Annotated in this window: 21 protein-coding genes; 13 read left to right on the plus strand and 8 right to left on the minus strand. The window is 68.3% G+C overall.

The features are described 5' to 3' along the window. Positions 1-85: 85 nt before the first annotated feature. The gene (locus tag ACQ260_RS09425) at positions 86-1,552 is read right to left on the minus strand and encodes a helix-turn-helix domain-containing protein (protein ID WP_432559172.1); all 1,467 of its coding nucleotides are present in this window, start codon (positions 1,550-1,552) and stop codon (positions 86-88) included. A 132-nt stretch (positions 1,553-1,684) separates the two neighbouring features. Between ACQ260_RS09425 and aceA the strand changes: the two genes are divergently transcribed. After that, the gene (gene aceA, locus ACQ260_RS09430; RefSeq protein WP_432559173.1) at positions 1,685-2,962 is read left to right on the plus strand and encodes an isocitrate lyase; all 1,278 of its coding nucleotides are present in this window, start codon (positions 1,685-1,687) and stop codon (positions 2,960-2,962) included. A 156-nt stretch (positions 2,963-3,118) separates the two neighbouring features. On the opposite strand, the gene ACQ260_RS09435 is transcribed toward aceA, so the two are convergent. From ACQ260_RS09435 to ACQ260_RS09445, 3 genes are read right to left on the minus strand one after another with little or no spacing between them, the layout of a single operon-like run. Continuing rightward, complete coding sequence (locus ACQ260_RS09435; protein WP_432559174.1) at positions 3,119-4,132, minus strand: NAD(P)H-dependent flavin oxidoreductase; 1,014 nt, start codon at positions 4,130-4,132, stop codon at positions 3,119-3,121. Positions 4,133-4,144: 12 nt separating this feature from the next. Further along, positions 4,145-5,479 carry a DUF2254 domain-containing protein gene (locus ACQ260_RS09440; RefSeq protein WP_432559175.1) on the minus strand — a complete coding sequence of 445 codons (1,335 nt, stop codon included), beginning with the start codon at positions 5,477-5,479 and terminating at the stop codon, positions 4,145-4,147. A gap of 12 nt (positions 5,480-5,491) precedes the next feature. After that, positions 5,492-6,526: an ArsO family NAD(P)H-dependent flavin-containing monooxygenase gene (locus tag ACQ260_RS09445; protein ID WP_432559176.1), complete on the minus strand. Its 1,035-nt coding sequence runs from the start codon at positions 6,524-6,526 to the stop codon at positions 5,492-5,494. Between the two features lie 61 nt (positions 6,527-6,587). On the opposite strand from ACQ260_RS09445, the gene ACQ260_RS09450 reads away from it, so the two are divergent. Beyond that, on the plus strand, positions 6,588-7,451 hold the full coding sequence (locus ACQ260_RS09450) for an NAD(P)-dependent oxidoreductase (protein ID WP_432559177.1): 864 nt from the start codon (positions 6,588-6,590) through the stop codon (positions 7,449-7,451). Between the two features lie 7 nt (positions 7,452-7,458). Here ACQ260_RS09450 and ACQ260_RS09455 read toward each other — a convergent pair whose 3' ends face one another. After that, positions 7,459-8,145, minus strand: a complete 687-nt coding sequence (locus ACQ260_RS09455) for a histidine phosphatase family protein (RefSeq protein ID WP_432559178.1) — start codon at positions 8,143-8,145, stop codon at positions 7,459-7,461. Positions 8,146-8,182: 37 nt separating this feature from the next. Between ACQ260_RS09455 and ACQ260_RS09460 the strand changes: the two genes are divergently transcribed. The 7 genes from ACQ260_RS09460 to ACQ260_RS09490 all read left to right on the plus strand — a co-directional run bounded on the left by ACQ260_RS09460 (position 8,183) and on the right by ACQ260_RS09490 (position 16,427). Continuing rightward, positions 8,183-9,217 (plus strand): glucosyl-3-phosphoglycerate synthase, encoded by a 1,035-nt coding sequence (locus tag ACQ260_RS09460; protein WP_432559179.1) that lies wholly within the window; start codon positions 8,183-8,185, stop codon positions 9,215-9,217. A gap of 210 nt (positions 9,218-9,427) precedes the next feature. Next, positions 9,428-9,754 (plus strand): DUF6504 family protein, encoded by a 327-nt coding sequence (locus tag ACQ260_RS09465; RefSeq protein WP_432559180.1) that lies wholly within the window; start codon positions 9,428-9,430, stop codon positions 9,752-9,754. A gap of 12 nt (positions 9,755-9,766) precedes the next feature. After that, positions 9,767-10,144 carry an SAV_6107 family HEPN domain-containing protein gene (locus ACQ260_RS09470; RefSeq protein ID WP_432559181.1) on the plus strand — a complete coding sequence of 126 codons (378 nt, stop codon included), beginning with the start codon at positions 9,767-9,769 and terminating at the stop codon, positions 10,142-10,144. Positions 10,145-10,155: 11 nt separating this feature from the next. Continuing rightward, the gene (locus tag ACQ260_RS09475; RefSeq protein WP_432559182.1) at positions 10,156-13,836 is read left to right on the plus strand and encodes a DNA polymerase III subunit alpha; all 3,681 of its coding nucleotides are present in this window, start codon (positions 10,156-10,158) and stop codon (positions 13,834-13,836) included. Between the two features lie 73 nt (positions 13,837-13,909). Continuing rightward, positions 13,910-14,656, plus strand: a complete 747-nt coding sequence (locus tag ACQ260_RS09480) for a methyltransferase domain-containing protein (protein ID WP_432559183.1) — start codon at positions 13,910-13,912, stop codon at positions 14,654-14,656. Positions 14,657-14,659: 3 nt separating this feature from the next. Then, positions 14,660-15,970, plus strand: coding sequence for a DNA polymerase IV (dinB, locus tag ACQ260_RS09485; protein ID WP_432559184.1), 1,311 nt, complete (start codon positions 14,660-14,662; stop codon positions 15,968-15,970). A gap of 70 nt (positions 15,971-16,040) precedes the next feature. Beyond that, positions 16,041-16,427 (plus strand): SCO2097 family morphological protein, encoded by a 387-nt coding sequence (locus ACQ260_RS09490; RefSeq protein WP_432559185.1) that lies wholly within the window; start codon positions 16,041-16,043, stop codon positions 16,425-16,427. Positions 16,428-16,495: 68 nt separating this feature from the next. On the opposite strand, the gene ACQ260_RS09495 is transcribed toward ACQ260_RS09490, so the two are convergent. Genes ACQ260_RS09495 through ACQ260_RS09505 form a run of 3 tightly spaced genes read right to left on the minus strand, consistent with a single transcriptional unit; the run spans position 16,496 to position 20,962 of the window. After that, positions 16,496-18,757 (minus strand): transglutaminase TgpA family protein, encoded by a 2,262-nt coding sequence (locus ACQ260_RS09495; RefSeq protein ID WP_432559186.1) that lies wholly within the window; start codon positions 18,755-18,757, stop codon positions 16,496-16,498. Further along, complete coding sequence (locus ACQ260_RS09500; RefSeq protein WP_432559187.1) at positions 18,757-20,025, minus strand: DUF58 domain-containing protein; 1,269 nt, start codon at positions 20,023-20,025, stop codon at positions 18,757-18,759. The genes ACQ260_RS09495 and ACQ260_RS09500 overlap by 1 nt, the downstream gene beginning before the upstream one ends. Before the next feature lie 19 nt (positions 20,026-20,044). Next, complete coding sequence (locus tag ACQ260_RS09505) at positions 20,045-20,962, minus strand: AAA family ATPase (protein ID WP_432559286.1); 918 nt, start codon at positions 20,960-20,962, stop codon at positions 20,045-20,047. Positions 20,963-21,753: 791 nt separating this feature from the next. Between ACQ260_RS09505 and mraZ the strand changes: the two genes are divergently transcribed. From mraZ to ACQ260_RS09525, 4 genes are all read left to right on the plus strand, one after another. Beyond that, complete coding sequence (gene mraZ / locus ACQ260_RS09510) at positions 21,754-22,179, plus strand: division/cell wall cluster transcriptional repressor MraZ (protein WP_432559188.1); 426 nt, start codon at positions 21,754-21,756, stop codon at positions 22,177-22,179. Between the two features lie 195 nt (positions 22,180-22,374). Next, positions 22,375-23,337, plus strand: coding sequence for a 16S rRNA (cytosine(1402)-N(4))-methyltransferase RsmH (gene rsmH, locus ACQ260_RS09515; RefSeq protein ID WP_432559189.1), 963 nt, complete (start codon positions 22,375-22,377; stop codon positions 23,335-23,337). Next, complete coding sequence (ftsL, locus tag ACQ260_RS09520) at positions 23,334-24,050, plus strand: cell division protein FtsL (protein ID WP_432559190.1); 717 nt, start codon at positions 23,334-23,336, stop codon at positions 24,048-24,050. The genes rsmH and ftsL overlap by 4 nt, the downstream gene beginning before the upstream one ends. A gap of 181 nt (positions 24,051-24,231) precedes the next feature. Then, complete coding sequence (locus ACQ260_RS09525; RefSeq protein ID WP_432559191.1) at positions 24,232-25,980, plus strand: peptidoglycan D,D-transpeptidase FtsI family protein; 1,749 nt, start codon at positions 24,232-24,234, stop codon at positions 25,978-25,980.

Genomic DNA, 25,980 nt, shown 5'->3' on the forward strand with positions numbered 1-25,980 from the left:
ACGGGATGCCGTGGGGGCGGCCATCCTAAACCAACGCCATCGGCGGAGCGGCCCTTCCCAAGTCAGGGTCCGTTCAGGGTCCTGCTCAGGAGTGCGCCTCCAGGAAGCGATAGACCTCGGTCTCGTCGACGCCCGGGAATGCGCCGGGCGGCAGGGCGGCGAGGAGGTGTGAATGGGCCCGGGCGGACGGCCACGCATTGCCGGCCCAGGACTCGGCCAGCGCGCGCGGGGGACGGCGGCAGCACGACTCGTCGGGACAGCCCGACTTCGAGCGCTCCCGGGTGTCGCGCCCGCGGAACCACTTCGCCTGGACATAGGGGATGCCGATGCTGGTCGAGAACGTGCCCGACGGTCCCGATTCAACCCGCGCGGTGCACCAGAAGGTGCCGGAGGGGGTGTCGGTGTACTGGTTGAACGCGTTGAACTTGTCCTCGACGTCGAAGACCTGGCGCGAGGTCCAATACCGACAGACCGGCTGGCCTTCGATAGCGCCCGTGTGGTCGGTGGGAAAGGAAACCCCGTCGTTCTCGTAGGCCTTGTAGATGATTCCGGACTCGTGCACCTTCTGGAAGTGCAACTGGATGTCCAGGTGCTTGGTCGCGAGGTTGGTGAACCGGTGGGCAGCCGACTCAAAGGACACCGCGAACCGGTCGCGCAGGTCCTCGACGGCCAGTTCCTTGTCCTGTTTGGCCTTGCGGAGGAACTCCACCGTGGTCGACTCCGGCATCAGCAGCGCCGCTGCCAGATAGTTGGTCTCCACCCGCTGGCGCAGGAATTCGCCGTAGTTGCGGGGCGTGCCGTGCTCGAGCACATAGTGGCCGAGCGCCTGCAACAGCACCGAGCGGGGATCATGCTCCCCCGGCGACTGGGGGAGATAGATGCGCATCTGTTTCAGATCGGTCACCGACCGCGTGGAGTGCGGCAGGTCCGAGACGTGGTGCAGGGTGAATCCGAGGTGGGCGGTGATGGCCGAGATCTCGTGCTGGGACACCGGCCCGCGCTGATAGCCGACCCGTTTCAGCAGGCTCGCCGCGGCTGTCTCGAGCTCGGCGAAGTAGTTGTTGCGATCCTTCATCATCGCGCGCAGCTCGACGTTGGCCCGCCGCGCTTCCTCGGGGGTGGCGATGTGCTCCTCCGCGGTGCGGGCGAGTTCCCGGTGCAACGCGACCAAGGCCTCGAGCACGTCCATCGGCATGCGCGGGGAAATGCGGGCCGTCGGCAGCCCCCGCTGCCGGGCGAGCGGCGAGCTCATCGCCCGCTCCAACTCGATCTCCAACTGAGCGCGCCGACTCGGGACCTCGGAGGCCAGATCCGCCATGGATGCCTGATAACAGGTCGCCAGCTTCTGCAACGTCGAGACCTTGGCCTCGCGCTTGCCGTTCTCGAGCAGGGAGAGTTGCGAGACGGCGATGCCGGTGGCGTCCGCCACCTGGGCCAGCGTCAATCGGCGCTCCTTGCGGAGATGACGCAGACGTCGCCCCAGAGCAAAACTGTCGAAAACAGGGGTTGACGCGGCGGTTACGGGCGCTCTTCGCCACTCGGTTTGGCTCACTTTTTCAGAATAGAGAAATTTCGCGTTTTTTTCATCATGAAACTGGCCACTTCCGTGCCGTTCTTGGCGCAATGTGTACTCATCAGCCCCGTCCGCAGCGATGTGGACACCGGAACATGACAGGAGTCATCTATGACTGAGCCGTTGAGCGCCGCCGATCTCCAGAAGGAATGGGACACCAACCCCCGCTGGGCCGGCGTCAAGCGCGACTACACCGCGGAGGAAGTCGTCAAGCTCCGCGGCAGCGTCCAGGAGGAGCACACCCTCGCCCGTCGTGGGTCCGAGCGTCTCTGGGAGAAGCTCCACAGCGAGCCCTTCGTCAACTCGCTCGGCGCACTGACCGGCAACATGGCCGTTCAGCAGGTCAAGGCGGGCCTCAAGGCCATCTATCTCTCCGGCTGGCAGGTCGCCGGTGACGCCAACCTCTCCGGTCACACCTATCCCGACCAGTCGCTGTACCCGGCCAACTCGGTCCCGGCCGTCGTCCGCCGCATCAACAACGCGCTGCTCCGCGCCGATCAGATCGAGCACCTCGAGGGCACCAAGTCCGTCGAGGACTGGCTCGTGCCGATCGTCGCCGACGCCGAGGCCGGCTTCGGTGGCCCGCTCAATGCCTATGAGCTGATGAAGGCCATGATCGCCGCCGGCGCCTCGGGCGTGCACTGGGAGGACCAGCTCGCGTCCGAGAAGAAGTGCGGCCACCTCGGTGGCAAGGTGCTCATCCCCACCAAGCAGCACGAGCGCACCCTGAACGCGGCCCGTCTCGCCGCCGACGTTGCCGGTGTCCCGTCGATCGTCATCGCCCGCACCGACGCCGAGGCCGCCACCCTGATCACCTCCGACGTCGACGAGCGCGACCACGAGTTCATCACCGGTGAGCGCACGTCCGAGGGCTTCTACAAGGTCAAGAACGGCCTCGAGCCGTCGATCGCCCGCTCGCTCGCCTACGCCGAGTACGCCGACCTCCTCTGGATGGAGACCGGCACCCCGGACCTGGAGCAGGCCAAGGTCTTCGCTGAGGCCATCAAGGCGAAGTTCCCGGATCAGATGCTGGCGTACAACTGCTCGCCTTCCTTCAACTGGAAGAAGCACCTGGACGACGACACCATCGCCAAGTTCCAGCGCGAGCTGGGCGCGATGGGCTACAAGTTCCAGTTCATCACGCTGGCCGGCTTCCACATGCTCAACTACGGCATGTTCGATCTGGCCCACGGCTATGCCCGCGAGCAGATGACCGCCTACGTGAAGCTGCAGGAGGAGGAGTTCGCTGCTGAGGAGCGTGGCTACACCGCCACGAAGCACCAGCGCGAGGTCGGCACCGGCTATTTCGATGCCATCGCCACCACCCTGAACCCGGACTCGTCCACCACGGCTCTCGCCGACTCCACCGAGGCGGCGCAGTTCCACTGAGTTGACCTGCGGCGCAATCCGCGTCGCGCACGCTGCGCGGGCTTGGGTTCGGTCCATGCCCCAAGCTCGCACTGCAGCAGTTGGAGACAACACTGATCTCCGGTCCCGCCTCGAGGGCTGACGAGGCGGGGCCGGTCCAATTCCGGGGCGGCTCCCTCAGGGCAGGCCGGCTGCCAGGCCGTCGATGACCTCGGCGGCGGGCACCGCCAGCGCCCGCCGATAGTTCGTGCCGGCCCACAGGTGCAGGGTCTCGACATCACCGGCGGCCGCGGCGGCCTTCCGCAGCGGACCGGTCAATTGGTTCACCTGGGGATATGCCGCCGGTGCGTGCGCGTCGTGCGCTTCGATGAATCGGTTCTGCAGCCCGCGCGCCGGGCGCCCTGAGTACGCCCTGGTCACCACGGTGTCGCGCCCGCCCGCGAATGCGGCCCGATGCGTGGGGTTGGTCCCCGCCTCGGGGCACAGCAGGAACAGGGTGCCGACCTGCACAGCCGTGGCGCCGATCTCCAGCAGTTCCCGGACCTGACCGGCCGTGCCGATGCCGCCGGCGGCGACCAGCGGGACGTCGACCGCCGCTCGCGTCGCGGCCAGCAACTCCGGCAACGGGGTCGCCTCCGGTTGGTCGGCAATCCGATGGGTCGCTCTGTGCCCCCCGGCTTCCGGGCCCTGGACGCACAGCGCATCCAGGCCACGCTCGACGGCGGTGCGGGCCTCGGCGACCGTGGTCACGGTGCCGATCAATGCCGTTCCCGCGTTGTGCAGCCGCTCCACTGTCGCCGGCGTGGGCAACCCGAACGTGAACGACACCACGGCGACCGGGTCGGCACACAGCAGGTCGATCTTCTCCGCCCAGTGATCGTCGTCCGTCCAATCCGGCACGGGCACGGTCGCGCCCAGACGCTCGGCCGCGGGGCGCAGACGATCCGCGTACCCCGAAATGTCCACCGGCGGCAGGACCTCCGGGACGAACAGATTCACCCCGAACGGCCGGTCGGTCAGCTCGCGTGTCCGGCGGATCAGGTCGGCGAGCGCTTCCGGAGTCAGATAGCCGGCCGCCACATAACCGAAACCGCCGGCCGCGCTGACGGCGGCGACCAACTCGGGCGTACTCGGGCCACCGGCCATCGGGGCGCAGACGACTGGGCGGTTCTGGGCAGGAAGTGCAGGCATGGGCCCACTGTGTCACTCGCCGTGGGGTGGCGTCCGGTCGAGCAGGCCATGGATGCGGATGAGCAGGCGTTCGGTGTCCCAGGTGGTCAGTCCCTGGTGCTTCTCCACCTGTTCGGCGAGAGCTCGGAGCTGCCGCTGGATCTCCGCGGCGACCGCCGGCGCGGCATCGTGCAGCAACACCTCGCAGAGGTCGAGCACCGCGCCCAGGACCAGCGGGGAATCGGCGACCCATGGTCGAAGTTGATCGAGCGCTTCGCCGATCAGTGCGGCGGGGCTGTGGGTCACGCGCACCAGCACGGGGGTGGGATCGCCCGGCTCGGCGGCCACGCCGGGCCACGGATCCGGCCGCCGGCTGAGGTCATGCAGGCCGGTCGTCAGTTCGCGGATCGCCTGCACCGCGGTGTAGGGGTCGTTGGTGCCCGGCGACATCGCCCGCACCGCCATCTCGGTGATCCTCGCGAGGCTGTAGCGGATGTCCTGCTCCGGCGTCCGGGATCGTCGGATCTCGACCAGCCTGCGCACGGATCGCGCGAAATCGTCCGGATCGGTGAGCCGCATTCGATCGGCCAGCGCGATCGGCATTCCGGGCACCACATGATCGCCTGCGCTCACCAGCAGCACGATGGGGCTGCCCGCCGATTCCGCGAGCTGCCGCAGGCTGACGTAGTAGACCGTCGACACGAATCCCGCTCGCTCGGCCCGCACCCGCGCAACCTCGTTCAACGGCACCTTGCTGCTCTGCAGGGCCCTTTCGTCGTGCTCCTTCGGATAGAGCCGGTCGATCGCGCGCGACAGGTCGTCGCGCACCGTGTCGGTGAGCGTGGACACCTCGATCGAGCTCGCGATGTGATGGATGAAATAGATCAGCAGCCCGACGCAGACCAAGGCCAGCACCAAGGTGAAGTTGACCGCCAGTTGCGGCACGAAGGCCTCGACCCCGAACTCGTCATCGCCGCGACGGATGCGGCGCAGCACCATCAGGCAATAGACGAACGTGGCGCCATAGGTGCCCAACACGATCTGATTGCCCCGGTCGGCCATGAAGTTGCGGACCAGGCGCGGGCCATAGCTGGAACTCGCGGTCGCGATGACCGACATGGTGATCGAGAAGGCCGTGCCCGCCACACCGAAAACGGCCGTGCCGACCGTCGTGACCATCGAACTCGCTCCGGTCGGTCCGCTGGCGAACAGCAGCGACTCCGCAGCCGTGGGCAACAAGCTGGGCAACCGGGACCGGTCGAGGGCCACCAAGGCCTCGCCCAGCACGGCACCGGTCAGGACGAGGAGAGCCGGGACGAACCAGATCGTCGTCGGCAAGGCCTTGACGCGGGTGACGAGCGCCTCCATGGAGAACCTCCTTCATCCGCGTTCGACGATGTCCTGCACGATCCGCCGCGCCCACTGGCCGACGCCGATGAGCGTGGCGGAGGCCGGGCCGCACCAGTCGCCGTAGCCGAGGAGATAGAGCCCGGGCGCACCGGTGACCTGCGGGGTGCCGTCGGTGACGACCTGCCGACCGTGGCGGGTGAGGTCCAGTCCGGTGAGGTGGCTGAGTGCCGGACGGAAACCGGTGCACCAGATGACATCGTCGATCGGTTGTTCGGTGCCGTCGTCGAACGCGATCCCCGTGGCGGTGAAGCGCTCGAACATCCGCACGGCCTGCAGTTTTCCCGCGTCGCGGGCCCGCTTCACCGGTGGGAGAACGACGATGTCACCGAGGTGGGAGATGGGCGCGCCGGATCCGCGCACCCGGGCGCTGGCGATCTGGAACAACTCCCGGCCGTCCACGTCGTCCGGGAGATAGCGCGGCGGCCCGAGCGTGCACCAGGTCAGGTCGGACACCCAGGACAGTTCGGCGGCGATCTGGGCGCCGGAGTTGGCGCCACCGACGACCAGGACCCGGCGGCCGGCGTACGCCTCCGGGCCGGCATAGAACGCGCTGTGTGTCTGCGTGCCGACGAACCGGTCCATGCCGGGATAGAACGGCACGAACTGACGGGACCACGTGCCGGTGGCGCTGACGACGCTCTCCGCCTGCCAGGTGTCCACGTCGGTCTCGACGCGGAAGGCCCCGGTGCCGCCGGACACCCCACGGACGGTCACCGGGCGGTGGACCGGGATGTCGTAGCGCTGCTCATAGCGGGTCAGATAGTCGATCACGTGGGCGGCGTCCGGATTGCCGGGGCTGTGTGCCGGCATGCGCCAACCGGGCAGGGACGAGAACTCGGCCGGGGAAAACAGCCGCAGCGACGGCCAAGTGTGCCGCCAGGCGCCACCGGGGGCGGCTTGGTCGTCCAGAACGACATAGTCGATCTGGGCGCGGCGCAGAAAGTACGCCACCGCCAGTCCCGCTTGGCCGCCACCGATGACAACGACTCCGGTCCGCTGGTCCATGGCCCGATCATTCCACGGGTGCCCCTAGGGTTGACGAAGGACCGACCCGGAGGAGAAACGCATGAGTGATCCCATCCGCTGCACCGTCATCGGCCTTGGTGCCACCGGGCTGCCCATCGCGCTGCGGCTCGCCGACTCGGGGTGTGTGGTGACGGGCGTGGAGATCAGCGCCGACCGGCGGCGGGCGGCGGCCGATGCCGGGCTCGCCGTCGAGGAACGACCGGAGTCCGCGACGCACGCCGACGTCGTGCTCCTCCAGGTCACCACGCCCGAGCAGGTCGACCGGCTCCTGGCCGACGGGCTCACCTCGGGGATGCCGCGGGGATCCGTTCTGCTCCTGATGTCGACCGTCGGTCCCGAGGCTGCCCGTGCATATGCGACCGCCGTGCGCGGGGAGGGCGTGCGATTCGTCGACGTCCCGTTCACCGGCGGGGTCGACCGGGCGCGTGCGGGGGAACTGAACCTCTTCGTGTCGGGCGACCCGGCCGACCTGGCCCCGATCCGGTCGGTTCTGACGGCGCTGGGCACCCGGATCGAGTGCGGGGACGAGCCGGGTGACGGCCAGAGCTACAAGATGGTGAACCAGCTGCTGACGTCGGTGCACATCTGCGCGGCCGCGGAGGCGCTCGCGCTCGCCGATCGGCTGGGTCTCGATCCGGCGAAGGCGTTCGAGGCGGTCGCCTCCGGCGCCGGTCGATCGTGGCTGTTGTCGGACCGCGGCCCGCGGATGCTGCTCGGCGAGGACGCGCCGAATGTCTCGAGCCTGGCGATCTTCATCAAGGACTCCGCGCTGGTCGCAGACGTGGCCGCGCGGGCAGGGCTCGACGCCCGGCTGATCCGAGCCGCCGCCGAGATGTACGCTCGCGCTGCCGATTTGGGCCTCGCGGACGGGGACGACTCTCAGGTGATCCGGGCGTACGACTGAGTCGCCCTCAGCGTGCCCTGCGCGCGGCCGGGCTGTCCGCGTTCTCCCCGGAGGCGAGCTGGCGGGGCCCGCCGACGGAGTCGAGGTTGTATCCCGTCAGCTGCCACCCCCGCGCCGGATGCTCGTGCAGGATTGCCCACGCACAGTTGTCCATGCCGGCGAACATCTCCCGCAGCGCCGACGGCGCATCGAAGAATCCCAGCAATCCGGCGGTGAGCGAAGCTCCGTGACCGACGATGATCGCGGTCTCCCCGGGCGTGAGCGCACCCGCGATGTCCCACAGAGCCGCGGCCATCCGGGCGCGCACCTCCGGCATCTCCTCCGCCCCCGGGACGTGATAGTCGGGATCGGAAAAGAACCGACGGTGGACCTCGGGATGGGCGGCCTTGAACTCGTTGAACGTGTAGCCCTGCCGCAACCCCACCGCATATTCCCGCAGCCGGGTATCGGTCTGCACCGGCAGGCCGGTCGCCTCGACCAGATAGGCGGCCGTTTCGGTCGCGCGCCGGAGGTCTGAGGACCAGAGCGCGACCGGTTCGAACTTCGCGAGGATCGGGGCGGCTGCGCGCGCCTGCTCGTGACCGAACTCGTCCATCGGCACGTCGCTCTGGCCCTGCGCGCGGTTCTCGACGTTCCAGGCCGTCCGGCCGTGCCGCCAGAGAACGATCCGCCGTCCTGCTGCCACCTGACCCATGGGGGCTCCCTTCCTTCTTGCTGGCATTGTGTCCGGCATGCCCGCTGACTCCAAACGAACTGTTGTCGAACAACCGCAGCCGGAAGAGGGCCACGCGCGCCGCGGGCAGCCGGCCGTCGACGACTGGTTCCGGGAGCGGACCTATCGGGGTGCGGACTATTCGGCGGAGCACCTGGTCGGGGCCAAGGCGGGTCGGCGGGTGAGCCTCGTGCTGCCGGCGCGCAACGAACAGGCGACCGTGGGCGTGATGGTGACAGCGATTCGGGCGGCGCTGGTCGAGCGAGTGCCGCTCATCGACGAACTCGTGGTGATCGACTCGGATTCGACCGACGACACGGCGGCGGTGGCGAGGGCAGCGGGAGCGGAGGTGCACGCGCAGGCGGCTGTTCTCCCCGAGTTGGGTGCCGTGCCCGGCAAGGGCGAGGCGCTGTGGAAGTCGCTCGCGGTGACGACCGGCGACATCGTCGGCTTCGTGGATTCGGATCTGCACGATTTCGATCCCCAGCTCGTTGTCGGTTTGCTCGGGCCGATCCTCACCGAGGATCTCGCGTTCGTGAAGGGCTGCTACGAGCGGCCGCTGTCGGTGGTCGGTGGGGTCGTGCCGGGCGGTGGCGGGCGCGTCACCGAGCTCGTCGCCCGACCGCTGATCAACCTCTATTGGCCGGATCTGGCGGGCTTCGTGCAGCCGTTGGCAGGGGAGTACGCAGGCCGTCGAGACGTGCTGGAATCGGTGCCGTTCGTCGGGGGGTACGGCGTCGAGATCGGCCTCCTCATCGATGTGCTCGAGCGCTGCGGACTGGATGCGATGGGCCAGGTCGATCTCGCCGTGCGCAAGCACCGCAATACCCCCGACGCCGCGCTGGCCAAGATGGCGATGCAGATCCAGCGGGCCGTTCACGAGCGGCTCGTGCGGCAGGGGCGCATCGTCGTGCGGGAGGAGCCCGGCGTGTCGTTCGTGCAGTACGCCCGAGACGATGCCGGGGGATTCCTGCCCCTGCGGAGCGATCTCGCCCATCATGAGCGCCCGCCCATGTGCGACGTGCGTGCCGGCGGCGGACCGATTCGTCCCTGATGCGCGCTCGCATTTTCCGGAGCAGGCTCGACGCGGCTTGCGCTTTTGTCGGTGGGGCCGCCTATAATTGTTCCTGTTCGAATAGGTGTTCGATAATGCTCGGGGAAGGGCATCGACTCCGGTTCGGACGAGTCGGGCAGGCCCGGCGGCGAGGGAAGGCGTCGCCGGGCTCCGGCGGGCAATTGCTGGCTGGCGCGGGGCGGGGGAGACATGCGGATCTACGAGGAAGCGATCGAGGTTCGGCGGGGCGAGGTGCAGGGGACGGAAGCACCGGCACAGTTCCTCTGGCGCAATCGGTTGTGGTCGGTGCGTTCGGTCGAAACGCGGTGGGTGGTCACCGGTCCGTGGTGGGATTCCGCAGCGGCCAGGGCGGTCCGTGATGGGTCGGTCGACGTCGCAGCCGCTGATGAAGTCCTCACCGAGGAGGAAGTCTGGCGGGTCGTCGCGGCCAACGGCCGGAACGGGACCCGCGGGGTCTATGAGCTGACCAACGTCGTCTCCACCGGCGAGTGGCGTCTCAGCCGCATCGTTGACTGAGGGGTGTCCCGGATGAGTGATCTGCGCAGGGAATTGGCTCGCGCTCGGGCCACCGTCGTCAGGGCGGAGCTCACCGACCGCCCGGCTGAGCGCTATCTCACCGCGCTGCTCGCCGTCGGGCAGGTGGCCGCTGTGATCATCGGCGCCCGGTTGGACCGGGCCAAACCGCAACGTCGCAATCTGTGGCAGGTGGTGGTCGAGATCGCGCCCGAGTTGGGCGAATGGGCCGCCTATTTCCACGCCCTGCAGGGCAAGCGTGACGCCGTGCGGGCCGGGGCGATCTCGCTCGTGACCAGTCGTGAGGCGGACGACCTCGTGCGCGATGCGCATGCGTTCGCCGATCTGGTCGAACAACGCCTGGGCGTCGCCGCCTGCCGACGTGCCGGTTGAGGCGGGGTGCCATGACCGATCCATTCGTCCACCTGCGGGTGGCGTCGGGCTATTCGCTGCGCTTCGGCGCTGCTCAGCCGGCGATGCTTGTGGAACGCGCGGCGGGACACGGGATGGATACGCTCGCGCTCACCGACCGCGACGGGCTTTATGGGGCGATCCGGTTCGCCAAGGCCTGCGACCGGGCTGGAATCGCCCCAGTGCTCGGCGTCGATCTCGCGGTCCTCCCCGAATCGGCCGAGATCCTGCCGGTCGACCGTCCCCGCCACAAACCGGTTCGGGGCGGGGAGATCCGCGACCCCGGCCTTCCCCGAGTGGTCGTGCTGGCGACGTCCAGGGCGGGGTGGGCCTCCTTGTGTCGTCTGGTCTCGGAGATGCATCTGGCGGGTGCGCGGGGGCGTCCCGTCGCCACCGTCGATCTCATCGCACGTTTCGCGGCCGCCGGCGAGCTCGTGGTGCTGCTGGGCGCCGACTCCGAGCTGGGCGCCGCGGTCCACCTCCGCCGCGATCTGGCAGAAGCGACGCTGCAGTCCTGGCGGGCACGATTCCCACTCGACTCCGTCGTCGTGGCCGTCACCGATCACCGGGTCCCCGGCGACGGGCCCGGTTCGGGAGTTCACGCTGCCCGGATGCTGGCACTCGCCGACGCCACGAACACCACCACGGTCCTCACCAACGCCGTGCGGATGGCGGACCGCAGCCAGGCGCCGACGGTCGATGTCCTCGACTGCGCGCGCCGGTTGGTGCCGCTGTCCGGCCGCAACGTCGACCGCCGCAATGCCGAGGGCTGGCTGAAATCCGGCAAGGAAATGCTCGAGATCGCCGATCGGCTTGCCCAGCGCGGCGGACGCGGCCCACACGGCGCCGAATGGCTTCTCGGGGACACCCGCCGGCTGGCTCTGCGCTGCCGTCTCGATCCTCGCCAAGATCTCGGGCTGGGTGAAATCCACCTGCCTGAACTGGAGCTGCTCGATGGTGGTCGAGGGGTCAGCGACGCACAGACCTTGCTCGCGCAACGCTGCGAGGCGGGCCTCGCGCACCGCTATGGTCCGGCCGATCTGGCCACGCGAGACCGGCTCGACGACGAGCTTGCCGTGATCCGCCACCTGGGCTTCGCGTCCTATTTCCTGACCGTGGCGGACGTGGTCGGGATGGTCCGGGCGATGGGGTGCAGGGTCGCTGCTCGGGGGTCCGGTGCAGGGTCGTTGGTGAACTATCTGCTGGGTGTCTCCGGCGTCGACCCGATCCGTCACGGTTTGATCATGGAGCGGTTTCTCTCGCCGTTGCGCCGGGCGCTGCCCGACATCGATCTCGATGTGGAGTCCCATCGCCGTGAGGAGATCTATCAGGTCATCCTCGACACGTTCGGCGGCGAACGGGTGGCCTGCGTGGCAATGCTCGAGACTTATCGGGTGCGCCATGCGGTCCGCGACGCCGGCGCCGCCCTCAGCCTGCCGCCGGGTGAGATCGACGCGATCGCCAAGGCGTTCCCGCACATCCGAGCCCGAGACGCCCGGGCCGCGCTGCGGGACCTGCCCGAGCTGCGCGCGGCGGGGCTCGCCGAGCGTCGCCTGGATCTGTTGTTCGAGCTGGTTGAGTCCCTTGACGGGTTGCCCCGGCACATCGCGCTGCACCCGTGCGGTGTGCTGCTGTCCGACGCGACACTCCTCGACCGCACGCCCGTTGAAGCAAGTTTCGCGGGATTTCCGATGAGCCAGTTCGACAAGGACGACGTCGAGGACATCGGGCTGCTCAAGCTCGACGTGCTGGGCATCCGGATGCAGTCGTCGATGTCGCACGCGGTCGCCGAGATCGAGCGGACGGTGGGGGAACGGATCGACCTCGAGGCACTGGCTGTGGACGGGTTCGCCGACCCGGCGACCTATGAGCTGATCGGCGAGGCCCGGACGCTCGGCTGTTTCCAGATCGAGTCACCCGGCCAGCGCGAGCTGATCGGCAAGTTCGGCCCCAGCGACTTCACCGACATCATCATTGACATCTCGCTGTTCCGCCCCGGACCGGTGAAGAGCGACATGGTGCGTCCGTTCCTGAACGCCCGGCAGGGCTGGGACGTCCCGCGCTATCTGCACTCCGACCTCGAGCCGGTCCTCCGGGAAACCTGCGGTGTGGTGGTCTTCCACGAGCAGGTCATCCGAATTATCTCGATCCTCACCGGGTGCACGCTCGCCGAGGGCGACGAGGCCCGTCGTGCGCTCGGCGACCGGGAGGCGAAGGCGGACGTGCAGGCCTGGTTCTATCCGGCGGTGCGGAAACGGGGATACGCGGAGCCGGTCGTCGAGTCGGCGTGGAAGGTCCTCGAAGCTTTTGCCTCGTTCGGGTTCTGCAAGGCGCATGCCGCCGCGTTCGCGCTGCCGACTTATCAGTCCGCGTGGCTGAAGACTCACTGGCCGGCGCACTTCTTCGCCGGGGTGCTCACACATGACCCGGGGATGTATCCGAAGCGGCTCATCCTCGACGAAGCTCGCCGCAGCGGCATCGACGTGCTGGGGCTGGACGTGAATCTGTCGCACGAGGCCTATCGCGTGGAGCCGGTCGCCGCGAGCGGCGCGGGGTGGGGGATCCGGCTCGCGTTGGCGGATGTGAAGGGGATCTCGGGCGCCGAGCTCGCGCGGATCATCGCCGGCCAGCCCTATCGCTCGATTGCCGACTTCTGGAACCGCGCCACTGTGTCCACTCCGGTCGTCGAGCGGCTCGTCCTGGCCGGGGCCTTCGATCAGCTCCACCGCATACGGCCGGCAGATGCCGTGCAGCGTCGCGATCAACTCACCCGACGAGACTTGCTGCTCGCGATCACCGATCTCGACCGGGACAGCCGCGCGGCCGAGCGGGCGATCCGCGCACGGGGCCGTGGCCTGTTGCGTCCCGGCCCCCGGCCCAGCCAGGCCGACGAGCGAGCCGCCCATCTCGCTGCGCAGTCGGCCGACCCCCGCGACCGGGCCAAGGCCCAATCCCGGCGTCCCGCAGAGGTACGCCCCCAGGAGAGCCAGCTGCCACTGGACTTCGATGCCGGCGACGAGATCGTGCCCTCTGGGCTGCCGGAGATGACCGACACCGAGCGTGTCCGCGCCGAGTTGGATGTGCTCGGCATGGACGCCAGTCGGCATGTCGTCGACTTCTATCGGCCCCTCCTGGATGCTCTCGAAGTCACTTGGTCGAAGGATCTGCTGCAGGTGCGTCACCGGGAGAACGTCCTCGTCGCCGGGGTCAAAGTCGCCACGCAGACACCGCCGGTGCGCTCGGGGCGCCGGGTGGTGTTCCTCACCCTCGACGACACCACCGGACCGGTCGACGCAACGTTCTTCGAGGAAGCCCAGGGTCCGTACGCGAAGACCCTGTTCGACTCGTGGCTGCTGATCGTCCACGGGGATCTCCGCCGCACCGGCCCGCGCGGCGTCTCCCTGCTCGCCCACGCTTGCTGGGACCTCGGCATGCTGTTCGAGACCTGGCGCCGCGAGCTCGAGCTCACCGGCGACCCGGCGAGGGCGCTGGCGGTGGTCCGAGACCTCATGGCCGAGGGCCCCGAGGGATTCGGCGGCGGAGGCCGGCGGATGCTGGTGCATCCGAGCGGCTTCCGGCAGTCGGCCTATGCGGACGTGGTCCCGGCGGGTACGCCGGCAGCCTCGGCCCCCAGGAAGCTGTGGCACTCCAGTCCCGGAAGTTCAGGCCGATGAGACCGGCACGACACTGCCCCGACCGCCCGATGCGGTCGGCACGCACTAGGCTCGACAAGCGAAGGAGGACGAGATGAGCGAGTTCCAGCAGGTGGGTTCGGGCAACCGCCGGTCGACCGGGCGGCGTCGCCGATCGATCGCGCAGCAGTGGCTCAACGAGCTGCTGGTCACCCAGCTCGATCTCCGTGGAACAGGACTCAACGTGGTCGATCTGGGGGGCGGCACGGGAGGCATCGCGGCGGCCCTGGCCGAAGCCGGTCACACCGTGCTGGTGATCGATCCCTCGCCCGACGCGCTCGCGGCCACCCAGCGCAGGGCAGCCGAGCAGGAGCTGTCCGACCGGGTCACCGCTGTCCAGGGAGACACGGGGACGCTGGCGGAGGTCGTGCCGGCGGGATCGGCGGACGTCATCACGTTCCACCTCGTGCTGGAGCGGCAGGACGGGGCTGCCGACGCGCTGGCCGCGATGGCTACCGCCCTCAAGCCGGGCGGCCTGCTCAGCATCGTCATCAACCAGCGGCTGCACCGGGTGTGGCACCAGGCCGAGGCGGGTCACTTCGACGCGGCCCGCGAAATCCTGCAGGACACCGGCCTGCTCGATCGGGCCGGTCTGCTCGACCTGCTCGCTGCCGGCGGCTGGGAGGTGCTCGCCGAGCACGGCGTCGGGGTGATCACCGATCACGTGCCTGAGGCGTCCGCCGAGGGTTACTCCGACGAACTGCTGGAGCTCGAGGCGGCTGCGGCCGGCAACCCCGCCTATCTGGAGTCGGCCACCCGGCTGCACGTGCTCGCCACCCACGTCGGCGCCTCCGACGACTGACCCATGATTTCCCGACCCGGGCCGCGACCGCGGCGCCGGGCGGCTCGGCCCACCCCGGACGTTCCCGACCGCGGGGAGCGGGATCGGTCGACCCCGCCCACGATCATGCACGTCGACATGGACGCCTTCTATGCCTCGGTGGAACTCCGTCGGCGGCCGGAGCTCATCGGCAAGCCGGTGCTGGTCGGCGGAGCGACTCGTGGGGTCGTTCTGTCGGCTACCTATCCCGCTCGTGCGCACGGCATCTCCGGGGGCATGCCGATGACCCGCGCCCGCCGCCTCTGTCCGGAGGCCATCGTCGTCCCGCCGGATTTCGACAGTTATGCCGAGACGTCGCGGGGCATCCGGGCCATCTTCGAATCGTTCACCGCCGTGGTTGAATCCGCCTCCATCGACGAAGCCTTCCTCGACCTCACCGGAGCACTCCACGGTTGCCGGACCGCAAGCAGTCCGGCCGTGCTCATCGGCGAGTTGATCCGGGCCAAGGTCCACGACGAGCAGGGCATCACCTGCTCGGTCGGAATCGGTCCCACCAAGTTCGTGGCCAAACTCGCCTCAACTGCCGCCAAGCCCGACGGCCTTCGCGAGGTCCCTCCGGCCGACGTCGTCCCCTTCTTGCACCAACTCCCGGTCGAAGCCATGTGGGGCGTGGGCGAGGCGACGGCCGCGAAATTGCATCGCCTGGGTCTGCACAAAGTAGCGGAGCTTGCGCACGCACCCCGGGCCACCCTCCAACGCGCCTTCGGGATCCACCAGGGCGCCCATCTCCACGATCTTTCCTGGGGCCGGGACGCCAGGCCCGTGGTGGGACGACCACCGGAGCGCAGCATCGGCTCGGAGGAAACTTTCGGTCGCGACACCGACGACGAAGAGGTCGTGCGGCGAGAGCTGCTGCGCATGGCCGACCGCACCGCCGCCCGCATGCGCAAATCCGAGGTGCTTGGGCGCACGGTCGTGATCACCGTGCGGTTTGCGGATTACACCCAAATCACGCGGTCCGGCACGATGCGTGGCCTGAGTGATTCGGGCGGGGAGATCCACGCCCAAGCGCTGGCGCTGTGGACGGCGCTCGGTTTGCGGCGCGCACGGATCCGCAAGGTCTACGTGCGCGTGGAAGGCCTCGTGGACCGGGCCGAAGCCCATGTGCAGCCCGAACTGGGAGAACCGGAGCACGGCTGGCGAGAGGCGGAGCGGGCCATGGACGCGGCCGTGGCGAAATTTGGCCCGCAGGCAGTGCGGCGTGCTTCTCTCACTCGTCCCACACGGCCGGATCGTCTGTCCAGCCCTGAGCCGGGTTTCCTTGGGCCCTATTAGAATCTACACTTGAGAAGTCGTCCCGGAGCGGGGCGAGAAGTCCTTTCGGAACGGGTGGGAGGTGGCGCGGGTGGCACTGTCCGATGAAGAACAGAAACTCCTTGAACAAATGGAGGCAGCGCTCGCGGCGGAGGACCCTAAGTTGGCCCATACGCTGCGCGGCACCAAGACCCCTCGCACACTCCAACGCAAACGGGCGGCGATAGCCGGTCTCGCGTTCATCGCGGGCTGCGGCATGCTGGTTGCCGGCATGCGATCCCACTGGTCGCTGTCGGTCATCGGGTTCGTGGTCATGTTGACCGCCACCGTGATCGCCGTGACCGCTTATCGACGGGTGGAACCAACTCCGACCGGGCCTTCGAAGGTGCAGGCCGGACAGCGGTCAGGGTCGGGCGACACCTCCTTCATGGACAAGATGGAGGAGCGCTGGCGGCGACGTCAGGACGAGGGGTTCTGAGTTCAGTGAACCAATGAAGAAGGGATCCGACTTGGTCGGATCCCTTCTCAATTGGTTGGGGAGCTGGGTCAGCTGGAGCCGACCAGTTTCGTGCCCAACTGGTTCCACAGCGAACGGGGCCACCACGTGGCTGCCAGCTGGTCTTGGCGTCGACTGCGGTCCGCGAGCCCTCTGCGCACCTGATGGGTGATCGCGCTGAGGTCGGCATTGATCGGGTGGTGGCGCGAATAGCGTGCCCGTTCCACCATGAGTGACAACGACGTCATTGCCTTTGCGGACTGGGCGTCCAGATCGTGGGCAACCTGGGTTCCAATGACGCGGGGCGAACCGGCCGGCCAGCGGCCGCCGTAGTCGACGACCGAATCACGGATCTCCGCCCATGCGTTTTCCACCTGATGCCCGGGCGGTCCCACCCCGGACAGGCGCCGACTGCGCCGCCGGCTCCGGAACAGCATCGGCAGGGAGGCCACCGCCGCCACCAGTGCGGCGATGCCGGCGGAGGTGCCGCCGACCTTGAGGATCTGTTGCCACAGCGGCGGCTCGCCGACGCCGGGCGGGATCACCTCGGGGGTGGGCTCGGGAGTCGGGCCTTCCTCCTCGGCCGGGGGGACCGGTGCGGGCTCCTCGGGCTGCTGATCTTCGCCGTCGGGGCCGGTTTCGCTCGTGCCGGACACCACGGTCCACGGCGGCGGCGAGGCGATGGTCGGAGTCGGTTCGAACCGCACCCAGCCATAGCCCTCGAACCACAGTTCGGGCCATGCGTGCATGTCCCGGATGGACACCGACCACTCCTCACCCTGCCGTTCGCCCGGGAGGAAGCCGACCGCGACCCGGGACGGAATGCCGGAGACTCGGGCCATCGCCGCCATCGCGCCGGCGAACTGTTCGCAATAGCCCTTCTTGTCATCGAACAGGAAGTTCTGCAGCGCTTCGTAGCCGGAGCCGGGCAGCGGTTCAGTGGAGTAGGTGAAGCCGCCCTCGTTGCGCAGGAAGTTCTGGATCGCCGCCGCCTGCAGGGCAGGCGCGTCGATGCCCCTCGTGACCTCGAGTGTGAGGTTGACGATGTCGTCGGGGATGTCCTGCGGAATCGGCACCGTCAGTTGGCTGTCCGGCGGGTTCCCAGTCGCCATTGCGCGCGACAGTCCCGGTCCGTCGGGTTTGATGTCCAGGCTGCGCACGGAATAGGTCAGATCCCGGATTGCGTCCTGATAGTTCTCACCGGTGGCGAGGACGACCAGCGAGTCGCGGTCGTAAGCCCACTGACCGTCGGCGGAGAAGGCCGCAGGGGCGAACGGCAGCGGCAGATATTGCGATCTGAAGTCCGTCACCTGGATGGTCGTGTTGCGCGCCACTTCGCCGGGTTGGGCCCGATGCCCGGGGGGCGGCGGAAGGGACGTTCCGGTGGTGAGCTGCATGCCGGCGTTCTGCCACCCGGTCGCGTTGAAGACCGGCAGCGAGGCCATGCGCAGATAGACACCATCAGGCTGATCTGTCGTGTAGCGCATGACCACCCGGTTCGTCGGCTGGTTGATATTGCGCCGGAGGTCGAGGGTGGGGTCGGCCATCTGCAGCGGGCCCTCGTCCCCCTGCGGCCGGGTGAGCCCCCACCCCTGGGAGGTCAGCGTCGGGATCACCAGACCCAGCGCAAGCGTCAGGACGATGGCCGGCACCCCGACCAAGGCCGCCATGCGCACCGCCAGCGGTGCCGATCCGCGGTCGTGCTGGCTGCGCCGCACACCTCGCGGCCAACGCTCCGACGTGTTGATGCCCTCCGCGAGGAGGATGCCGAGATAGCCCAGCGCGATCACCACGAAGCACCACCACGGCACATCATCCTGCAGCGCCAGGGCCGGCACCAGGAAGAGCGAGGCGAGCGGCGCCAGCGACCACATCGGGCGGTCGACGCCCTGCACCATCACATCGGTGAGGATCATGATCACGCCGATAGCGGTGACGAACAGCAACCGGACGCCGGGGTTCGGCTCCATGGGCGCGGACTGCGTCTGGAGGTGGTTGGTCGCCTCGCCGAACAGTCCGACGAAGCGCGAGAACGGGTTGCCGTCATCACCGCCGAGCCCGAGCGATACCGCGAACGCGAACCCGACCAGCGCGAGCGACTGGAACCCCAGCACGGCGAGATCGCCGAGGCGGAACCGGCGCAGGACCAGGGAGATCGCCCCGAGAATGAGCACCAACACCGACGAGAGTGCGAGATAGCCGCCGTCCTGGGTGAGGGGCAGCAGCGTGAGGCTCGCGAGCAGCACCGCAACGGTCACCGCGATGGCGAACCGGTCCGAGACCATCAGTGCGAGCTTCTCTTTGGCGGCCATCAGGCGATTTCTCCCAACCGTTCGAGTGACTTCCAGGCGTCGGCGATCGCGGTCACCCGCGTCACCTCGGCGACCCGCCACATCTGGTTGCGCAACATCTGGACCGCGACGCGGTGCTGTTCCTTCACCTCATCGTTCGCGCGCTGGCTGCGCGTCACGAAGGTGTCGACATCGATCACAACGGCCAAGCCCTGGGAACGGTTCCGGCGCGTCCGGATCAGGGCCTCGGCGTCCTCGGGTGTGAGTCGTCCGGTGACCGCGACCAGGACACGACCCTGACGACTGATCAGCGGTGAATCGAGGGTCTGGGAGAGCCGGTCGATCGGGACGGGCTGGGTATCGGTATAGCAGTGCAGGATGTGCTGCCGGTTCGTGCTGAAGGCCCGGTCGACGTCCCGCGGGAGCATCGGCCCGTTGCCGTCATAGAGATCGACGGTGAAGCCATTCTCCAAGAAGTGCATCGCGATGGAGGCCGCGCAGGACACTGCGTACTCGAAACTCGACTCACGCCCCGGACCGCCGTGCGCACTTGCGCGGGAGTCGAGAACAAGGGTCACGCTGGGGTCCCAAGCCTGTTCCTCGCGGCGGACCATCAACTCACCGCGTCGGGCGGTGGAGCGCCAGTGGATGCGGCGCACGTCGTCGCCCTGACGATATTCGCGGATCAGGACATCGTCGGACCCGATGACACCGAGCCGCTGGGGCCGGGTCTCACCCGACGAGCCACCCCCGGAGACGTTGCCCATGGCGCCGAGCGTGTGGATCCGTGGGGTGACCAGCATCTCGGAGGTCGCCGTGAACTGGCGGTCGAACTTCACCAAGTTGAAGGCGTCCCGGGATCGCACCAGGAGCGGGCCGATCTGATAGCGGCCGCGCTGTTTGCCCTCCAGCGGATAGCTCACCTCGCGGCGCCATGAACCCGACACGTTGTTCACGCCGAAACGTGGTCGGCGGCCGAGCGAAGCGGGCACGTGCTCCTCGAACAGGAGCAGGCCGGCGGGCAGGTTGCCGCGCTTCTCCAGGGCGAGCTTCGCCTCCATCGTCTCGCCGATCGGCAACTCGCTGTGGTCGAAGCCCCGCTCGCACGTCAGCCGCAACTTCGTCCGGGCGATGAAGAGCAACGCGACCGCGGGCATCAGGATGAGCAGCAGACCGAGCCACAACACATCACGCTGGCCGAGCAGCATGCTGATGATCACAGTGGCCAGCCCCGCGACGAGCAACATCTTGCCGCGTGGGGTCAGCAGGCTCCAGGGATTGCGTTTCACCAGCTCGATCCGTCTCTGATCACTTGTCCGGCACCGGGACGGAGCGGACGATCGCGTCGATGATGTCCGACACGGAATGCCGGGCCAACTGGGCCTCGGTCGACGGCAGGACGCGGTGGGACAGAACGGATCCGGCAAGGGCGGCCACGTCGTCGGGGCTCACATAGTCGCGTCCCCCCATCGCGGCGTGCGCCCGTGACGCCCGGAGCAGTTGCAGCGAGGACCGCGGGGATGCGCCGAGACGCAGGTCCGGACTGGTTCGTGTGGCCGTCACGACCGAGACCAGATATTCCTTCACCGCCGGCGCGACATAGACCTGCTTGACGGCTTGGATCAAGCCCATGATCGTGGCCGCATCGGTGACCGGTTGCAGTGCGCCGAGCGGATCGAGCGAACCGTGATGCTCGAGCATGTCCATCTCGGCGCTCTTGGTGGGATAGCCCATCGTGATGCGGGCTGTGAAGCGGTCGCGCTGTGCCTCGGGGAGGGGATAGGTGCCCTCCATCTCGATCGGGTTCTGAGTCGCGACGACCATGAACGGCAACTCCAGTTCATAGGTCACGCCGTCGACTGAGACCTGACGCTCCTCCATGGATTCGAGCAGCGCTGATTGGGTCTTGGGCGAGGCGCGGTTGATCTCGTCGCCGACGACGATGTTGGCGAACACGCCACCGGGCTTGAACTCGAAGTCTCGGCGTTCTTGGTTATAGACGGAGACGCCGGTGATATCGGACGGGAGCAGGTCCGGAGTGAACTGAATGCGGCGCACCGAGCAGGCGATCGAACGACCGATTGCCTTCGCGAGCATCGTCTTGCCGACGCCAGGCACGTCCTCCAGCAGGAGGTGGCCTTCGGCGAGCAGCACGACCAGGGCGATGTCGATGGGTTCACGCTTGCCCTCGATGACGGACTCAATCGCGCCACGGACCTTGCCCATGATGTCGACGACGTCCTCGACGCCGAACTGCCTGGACAGGCCGGTCTTCCTGCGCCCGATGATCGGGTTGGAGCCGGTCAGGGGACCGTCGCGGGTGTCGTCGTAGTAGGAGCTCAACTCGTCCTCCGTCGTTAGCGAACTTCGTCACCGGCCCACCTGGATGAACCGCTGAGGCCCGCCCCCGATCGCCATGCCGCGCCACGAACGACGGCACGCGCCGCAGGCGCCCGGTTCTCCACCTTACGCGGTCTGCGCCGCAAGGACATCGCCGCAGGGCGCCGTGCCGCGCAGGTTCGTGGCCGAAGCTGTCGGACCGGCCCCGGATGATGCGGATGCGCTCGCGTGTTCGCGCGCCATCGACTCGGCACTTCGCGCCGCGTCGTCCCGTGTGCGGGGTCTCCACCACCCTCCACCACCCACCGCCAGGGGTTCCTCCACTTTGCACCACCCTGCGCTCCTGCCGCGTTCCATTGATCCGCGCCACCGCCAGAGAATTTTGAGAAATCGCTTGTCAGAGCGCTATTGGCGGCGACAAGGGTCGCGGCCGGCATCCACCCCGAGCCCCAGCTGGTCCGCACCCTTGCGGGACCCGGCCGGCGTGGCGCCACTTCGCTCCACGTTCCGCCATTGATTCGCAGGCCCGCGTCCGGACTGGGTTTGGTCACGAAATCGCATCAGAACATGGGCGCGTCGAGGAGGGTTTCGGTGGCGTGTGAGGTGAAAAGTGGAGTAATGTGGAGCCAGGTGGAGCGAAAAGGTTCCAACTCGGTGCGCTGAGGAGGTGGCCCAGCATGTTTCTGGGTACCCACTATCCGAAGCTCGACGAGAAGGGCCGTTTCTTTCTGCCGGCGAAATTCCGCGAGGAGCTCGCCGAGGGATTGGTGATCAGCCCGGGCCAGGAGCGCTGTCTGACCATCTGGACCTTGGAAGCTTTCAAGGAGTTCGCCCGATCGGCGTCAGGCCCGGCGACCGTGAAGCACGTGCGGGACTTCCAGCGAATGCTGTCCGCAAATGCCTCGGACGAAGTGCCTGACAAACAGGGCCGGATCACGATCCCCGCCCGACTCCGCAGCTATGCGGGGCTCGAGGGGGAGATCGCGGTCGTGGGCGCTTTCGATCGGGTCGAGGTGTGGAACCCGGCGGCCTGGGAGCAATACCAGGCGGCACAGGAACCAGCCTTCGTCGTCATGGACAACATCCCGGGTCAGGGCTTGTGAGTCACGAGCCCGGGAGCCTCGTGCATCGAGGTTTCGGCCCGAGAGGCGGGTCGACTGGCACACCTTCCCCGGTGCCAGACGACACTTCCCAACGCCTTTCGGTCCGAAACCCCGGTGCACGATCAAATTCCAGCCTGTCCTGGGGTCGGCGGCCACGGGCAGGGGAGACCACCTGACACCGCAGGGAGGGCGCGGATGAGCGAACAGCAGCCGGCGCGGCATGTGCCCGTCATGTTGTCGCGGATCGTCGAACTGCTGGCGCCAGCCCTCGCGGCACCCGGTGCGGTCTACGTCGATTGCACGCTCGGCCTCGGTGGCCATGCGGAGGCCATTCTGACCCGCTGCCCAAATGCCCACCTCATCGGAATCGACCGGGACCCGCAGGCGTTGGCGCACACCAGGGAGCGGCTGGCACCGTTCGCCGAACGCGTGACGCTGGTGCCGGCGGTGTATGACGAATTGCCGCACGTGCTGGCCGAGCACGGCAGGCCCCGGGTGCAGGCGATCCTCGCGGACCTCGGCCTGTCGTCCCTCCAGATCGATCGCACCGACCGGGGGTTCGCCTACGCCGTGGACGCTCCGCTCGACATGCGCATGGACGGGGCGCAGCCGCTGACGGCGGCGAGCGTGGTGAATACCTATCCCGTGGCCGACCTGCAGCGCATTCTCAGCCGGTTCGGTGAGGAGCGCTTCGCGCCGCGCGTCGCGCGGGCGATCGTCGCAGCTCGCGAAACCGAACCGTTCACCACCTCCGCACGGCTCGTCCGGGTGGTGGCCGACGCCATCCCCATGGCAGCGCGCAAGACCGGCGGCCACCCCGCGAAGCGCACGTTCCAGGCACTCAGGATCGAGGTCAACCGGGAACTCGCAGCGCTGGACGCGATGCTGCCGGCAGCGGTTGCCGCGCTCGCTGTCGGCGGTCGGCTGGCCGTGTTGTCCTATCACTCGCTCGAAGACCGTGCGGTCAAGCAGGTCCTTCGCACGGCCGCCGAGGACCGCGCTCCACGTGACCTGCCCATTGTCCCGCCCGGGTTCGGCCCTGAGGTGAAGTTGCTGACCCGCGGCGCCGAGAAGCCGTCCACCGACGAGATCGCCATGAACCCCCGCGCTGCCTCCGCCCGGCTGCGCGCCGCCGAAAGGATCGAGGAAGCCGCATGAGCGCCCTGCCCGTTGCCACCCCCGACGCCCCTCGGCACAAGCCGCAACCGGAACGCTCCCGCCCCGGCCGCAACGGGCAGCGTCGGTTGCGTCTGGTCCCACAGCCGCGGCCGCGCATGGCGCGCCTGCCCTTCCTCACGCTGCTGATCGCGCTCGTCGGCGCCGGCATGGTCGGGCTCCTGCTGCTGAACACCTCGTTGCAGAACCAGGCGTTCAAGGCCAGCGAACTGCGTCGGACCGCGGCCGAGATGGCCTATTCGGTCGGTGAGCTCGAACAATTGCTGACCGAAGCCGAATCGACGCGCGAGTTGAGCCGCAGGGCGACCGCGCTCGGCATGCGACCCAACCGCGACATCGCGTTCGTCCAGGTCCCGGATGGTCTTGTCTCGGGTGAACCAAGGGCGTCGGACGGCCTCTATCTCCCCAGCGCGCTGACCAAGAGCCCTGAAGAACTGGCGAAGGAACGTGCCGAACGGGCGCTCAAGCGTGCCGACGAGCGCCGGACGCTCGAACAGGGCATCCTCGACGAACACCGTGCGCGCATCCTCGATGCCCGCGCCAAAGAGATGGAGGAGCGCCGCAGGGCCGCGGAGGTTGCCGACGCGCAGAACCGCCCGCAGAGCGAAGGCGAGACCAGCACCTCGCCGTCCGTCGGCCCGGCCGCGGCGGTCCCCGCGCCCGCCCAGAACGCGACCGATTCGGAGAACCGTTGAGATGAGCGAGGATCACCGGCGTCCACGCCCGACCAACCGCGCCAGGGGTCAGCAGGGGAGCGGACGTCCCCGAACCTCCGCCGCCCCCGGGTCGCGCCGACCCGCCACGGGCCGGTCGACCTCGACCCGGGCCACTTCGCGCAACCATCGCTCGCGCACCCGACGTGCGGGAGCGCTCCGCATGCCGCTCGCCAATTCGACCCAGCGGCTTCGAGTGATGCTGCTGGTGCTCGGGATCGTGGCATCGGTGTGCGCGGGCCGACTGGTCCAGATCCAGGGACTGGATGCGCCGGCGTACGCGGCGACCGCGTCCAAGCAACTCACCCGCAGCGTCCCCATCGCCGCGACGCGCGGAACGATCACCGATCGTGACGGTGTGGTCCTGGCGGTCACGTCGCCCGCGGTGATGATCACCGCGGACCCGACTCTCATCAACAATCCCGAGCCCGACAAGAACCGGGTCGAGCAGGTCACGCAGTTGCTCATGAAGCATGTGGGTGGTGACCGGGATGCCTATGTCAAAGCACTGACCAGGCCCAACACGCGCTATTCGATCGTGGCGCGCAAGGTGCCGGCGGCGGCGTACCACCGTTTTGCCCAGGAACTGAGCAGCGAGAGCATCTATGGCGTCTTCCGCGAGTCCGATCCGATCCGGACCTATCCCGAGCGGGAGTCGGCGGCTGCGCTGGTCGGATTCGTGGGGGCCGACTCCAACGGTCAGGGCGGGCTGGAGTTCACGCTGAACAAGCAACTTGCGGGCACGGCGGGTCGGGAGATGTACGAGGCGTCCCCAGCCGGCTATCGCATCCCCTTGGGGTCGAACGTGATCGAGCACCCGAGCGACGGGGTGAGCTATCAGCTGACCATCGATGCCGACCTGCAGGCGATGACGGAGCGCAAGCTGGCCGAGACCGTGGCGGAATCCGAGGCTCGCTCCGGCATGGCGATCGCCATGGACATCAAGACCGGCGAGGTGCTGGCGATGGCCAATGCCCCGAGCTTCGACCCGAACAACGTCGCCACCGCGCGCAGCGAGGATCTCTTCAATCGGGCGGTGACGCAGGCCTACGAGCCCGGCTCGGTGCAGAAAGTGATCACGATGGCGGCGCTCATGGACGCCGGGCTGATCACGCCCGACACTCGGCTCATCGTGCCGCCGAACATCCAGTCGGGCGGGAGCGTGGTGCGGGACGTGTGGAAGCACGGGTACGCGAACGTCACCGCGCGCGGCGTGCTGGCGTACTCGTCCAACATCGGCACCATCATGATGACCCGCCAGATGGACACGGCCGAATATCGTGAGTCCTTGGTCCGGATGGGACTCGGCCAGCGGACCGGCATCGAGCTGCCCGGTGAAGCCACCGGGTTCATCCCGCCGGCCGACATGCCGGGTTATACCCGCGACCAGATCTCGTTCGGACAGGGCCTGTCGGTGACCGCGATTCAGAACGCCGCGGCCGTGGCCGGCATCCTGAACGGCGGCGTATACAACCCACCGACGGTCCTGCGATCCGCGACCGATGTCGATGGCAACCCCGTGCCGATCGAACGTCGCGAATCGCGCCGTGTCGTGTCGCCCGAGACCTCACGTGGGGTGGCGAGCATGATGGAGTCCGTCGTGGGCCCGGGTGCATTCGCCGGGTCGATGGCCATGGACGAATATCGGGTCGGTGGCAAGACCGGAACGTCGGAGAACTTCGACGTGGAACTGGGTGCCTATTCGGGCTATACGTCGTCGTTCGTCGGCATGGCGCCAGCTGAGGACCCCCGGATCCTGACCTATGTCGTCGTCGAAGACCCGCAGAACGGTCACACCGGTGGAGCCGTGGCCGGCCCCGTCGCCTGGGACATGCTGCGGGTGGCGCTGCCACGGTATGGCGTGCCCGCCTCCACCGGCAGCCGGCCCACCGAAGAGATGCTGAAGTGGTGA

The organism is Ammonicoccus luteus (genome assembly GCF_050880385.1).
Classification (GTDB): Bacteria; Actinomycetota; Actinomycetes; order Propionibacteriales; family Propionibacteriaceae; genus Enemella.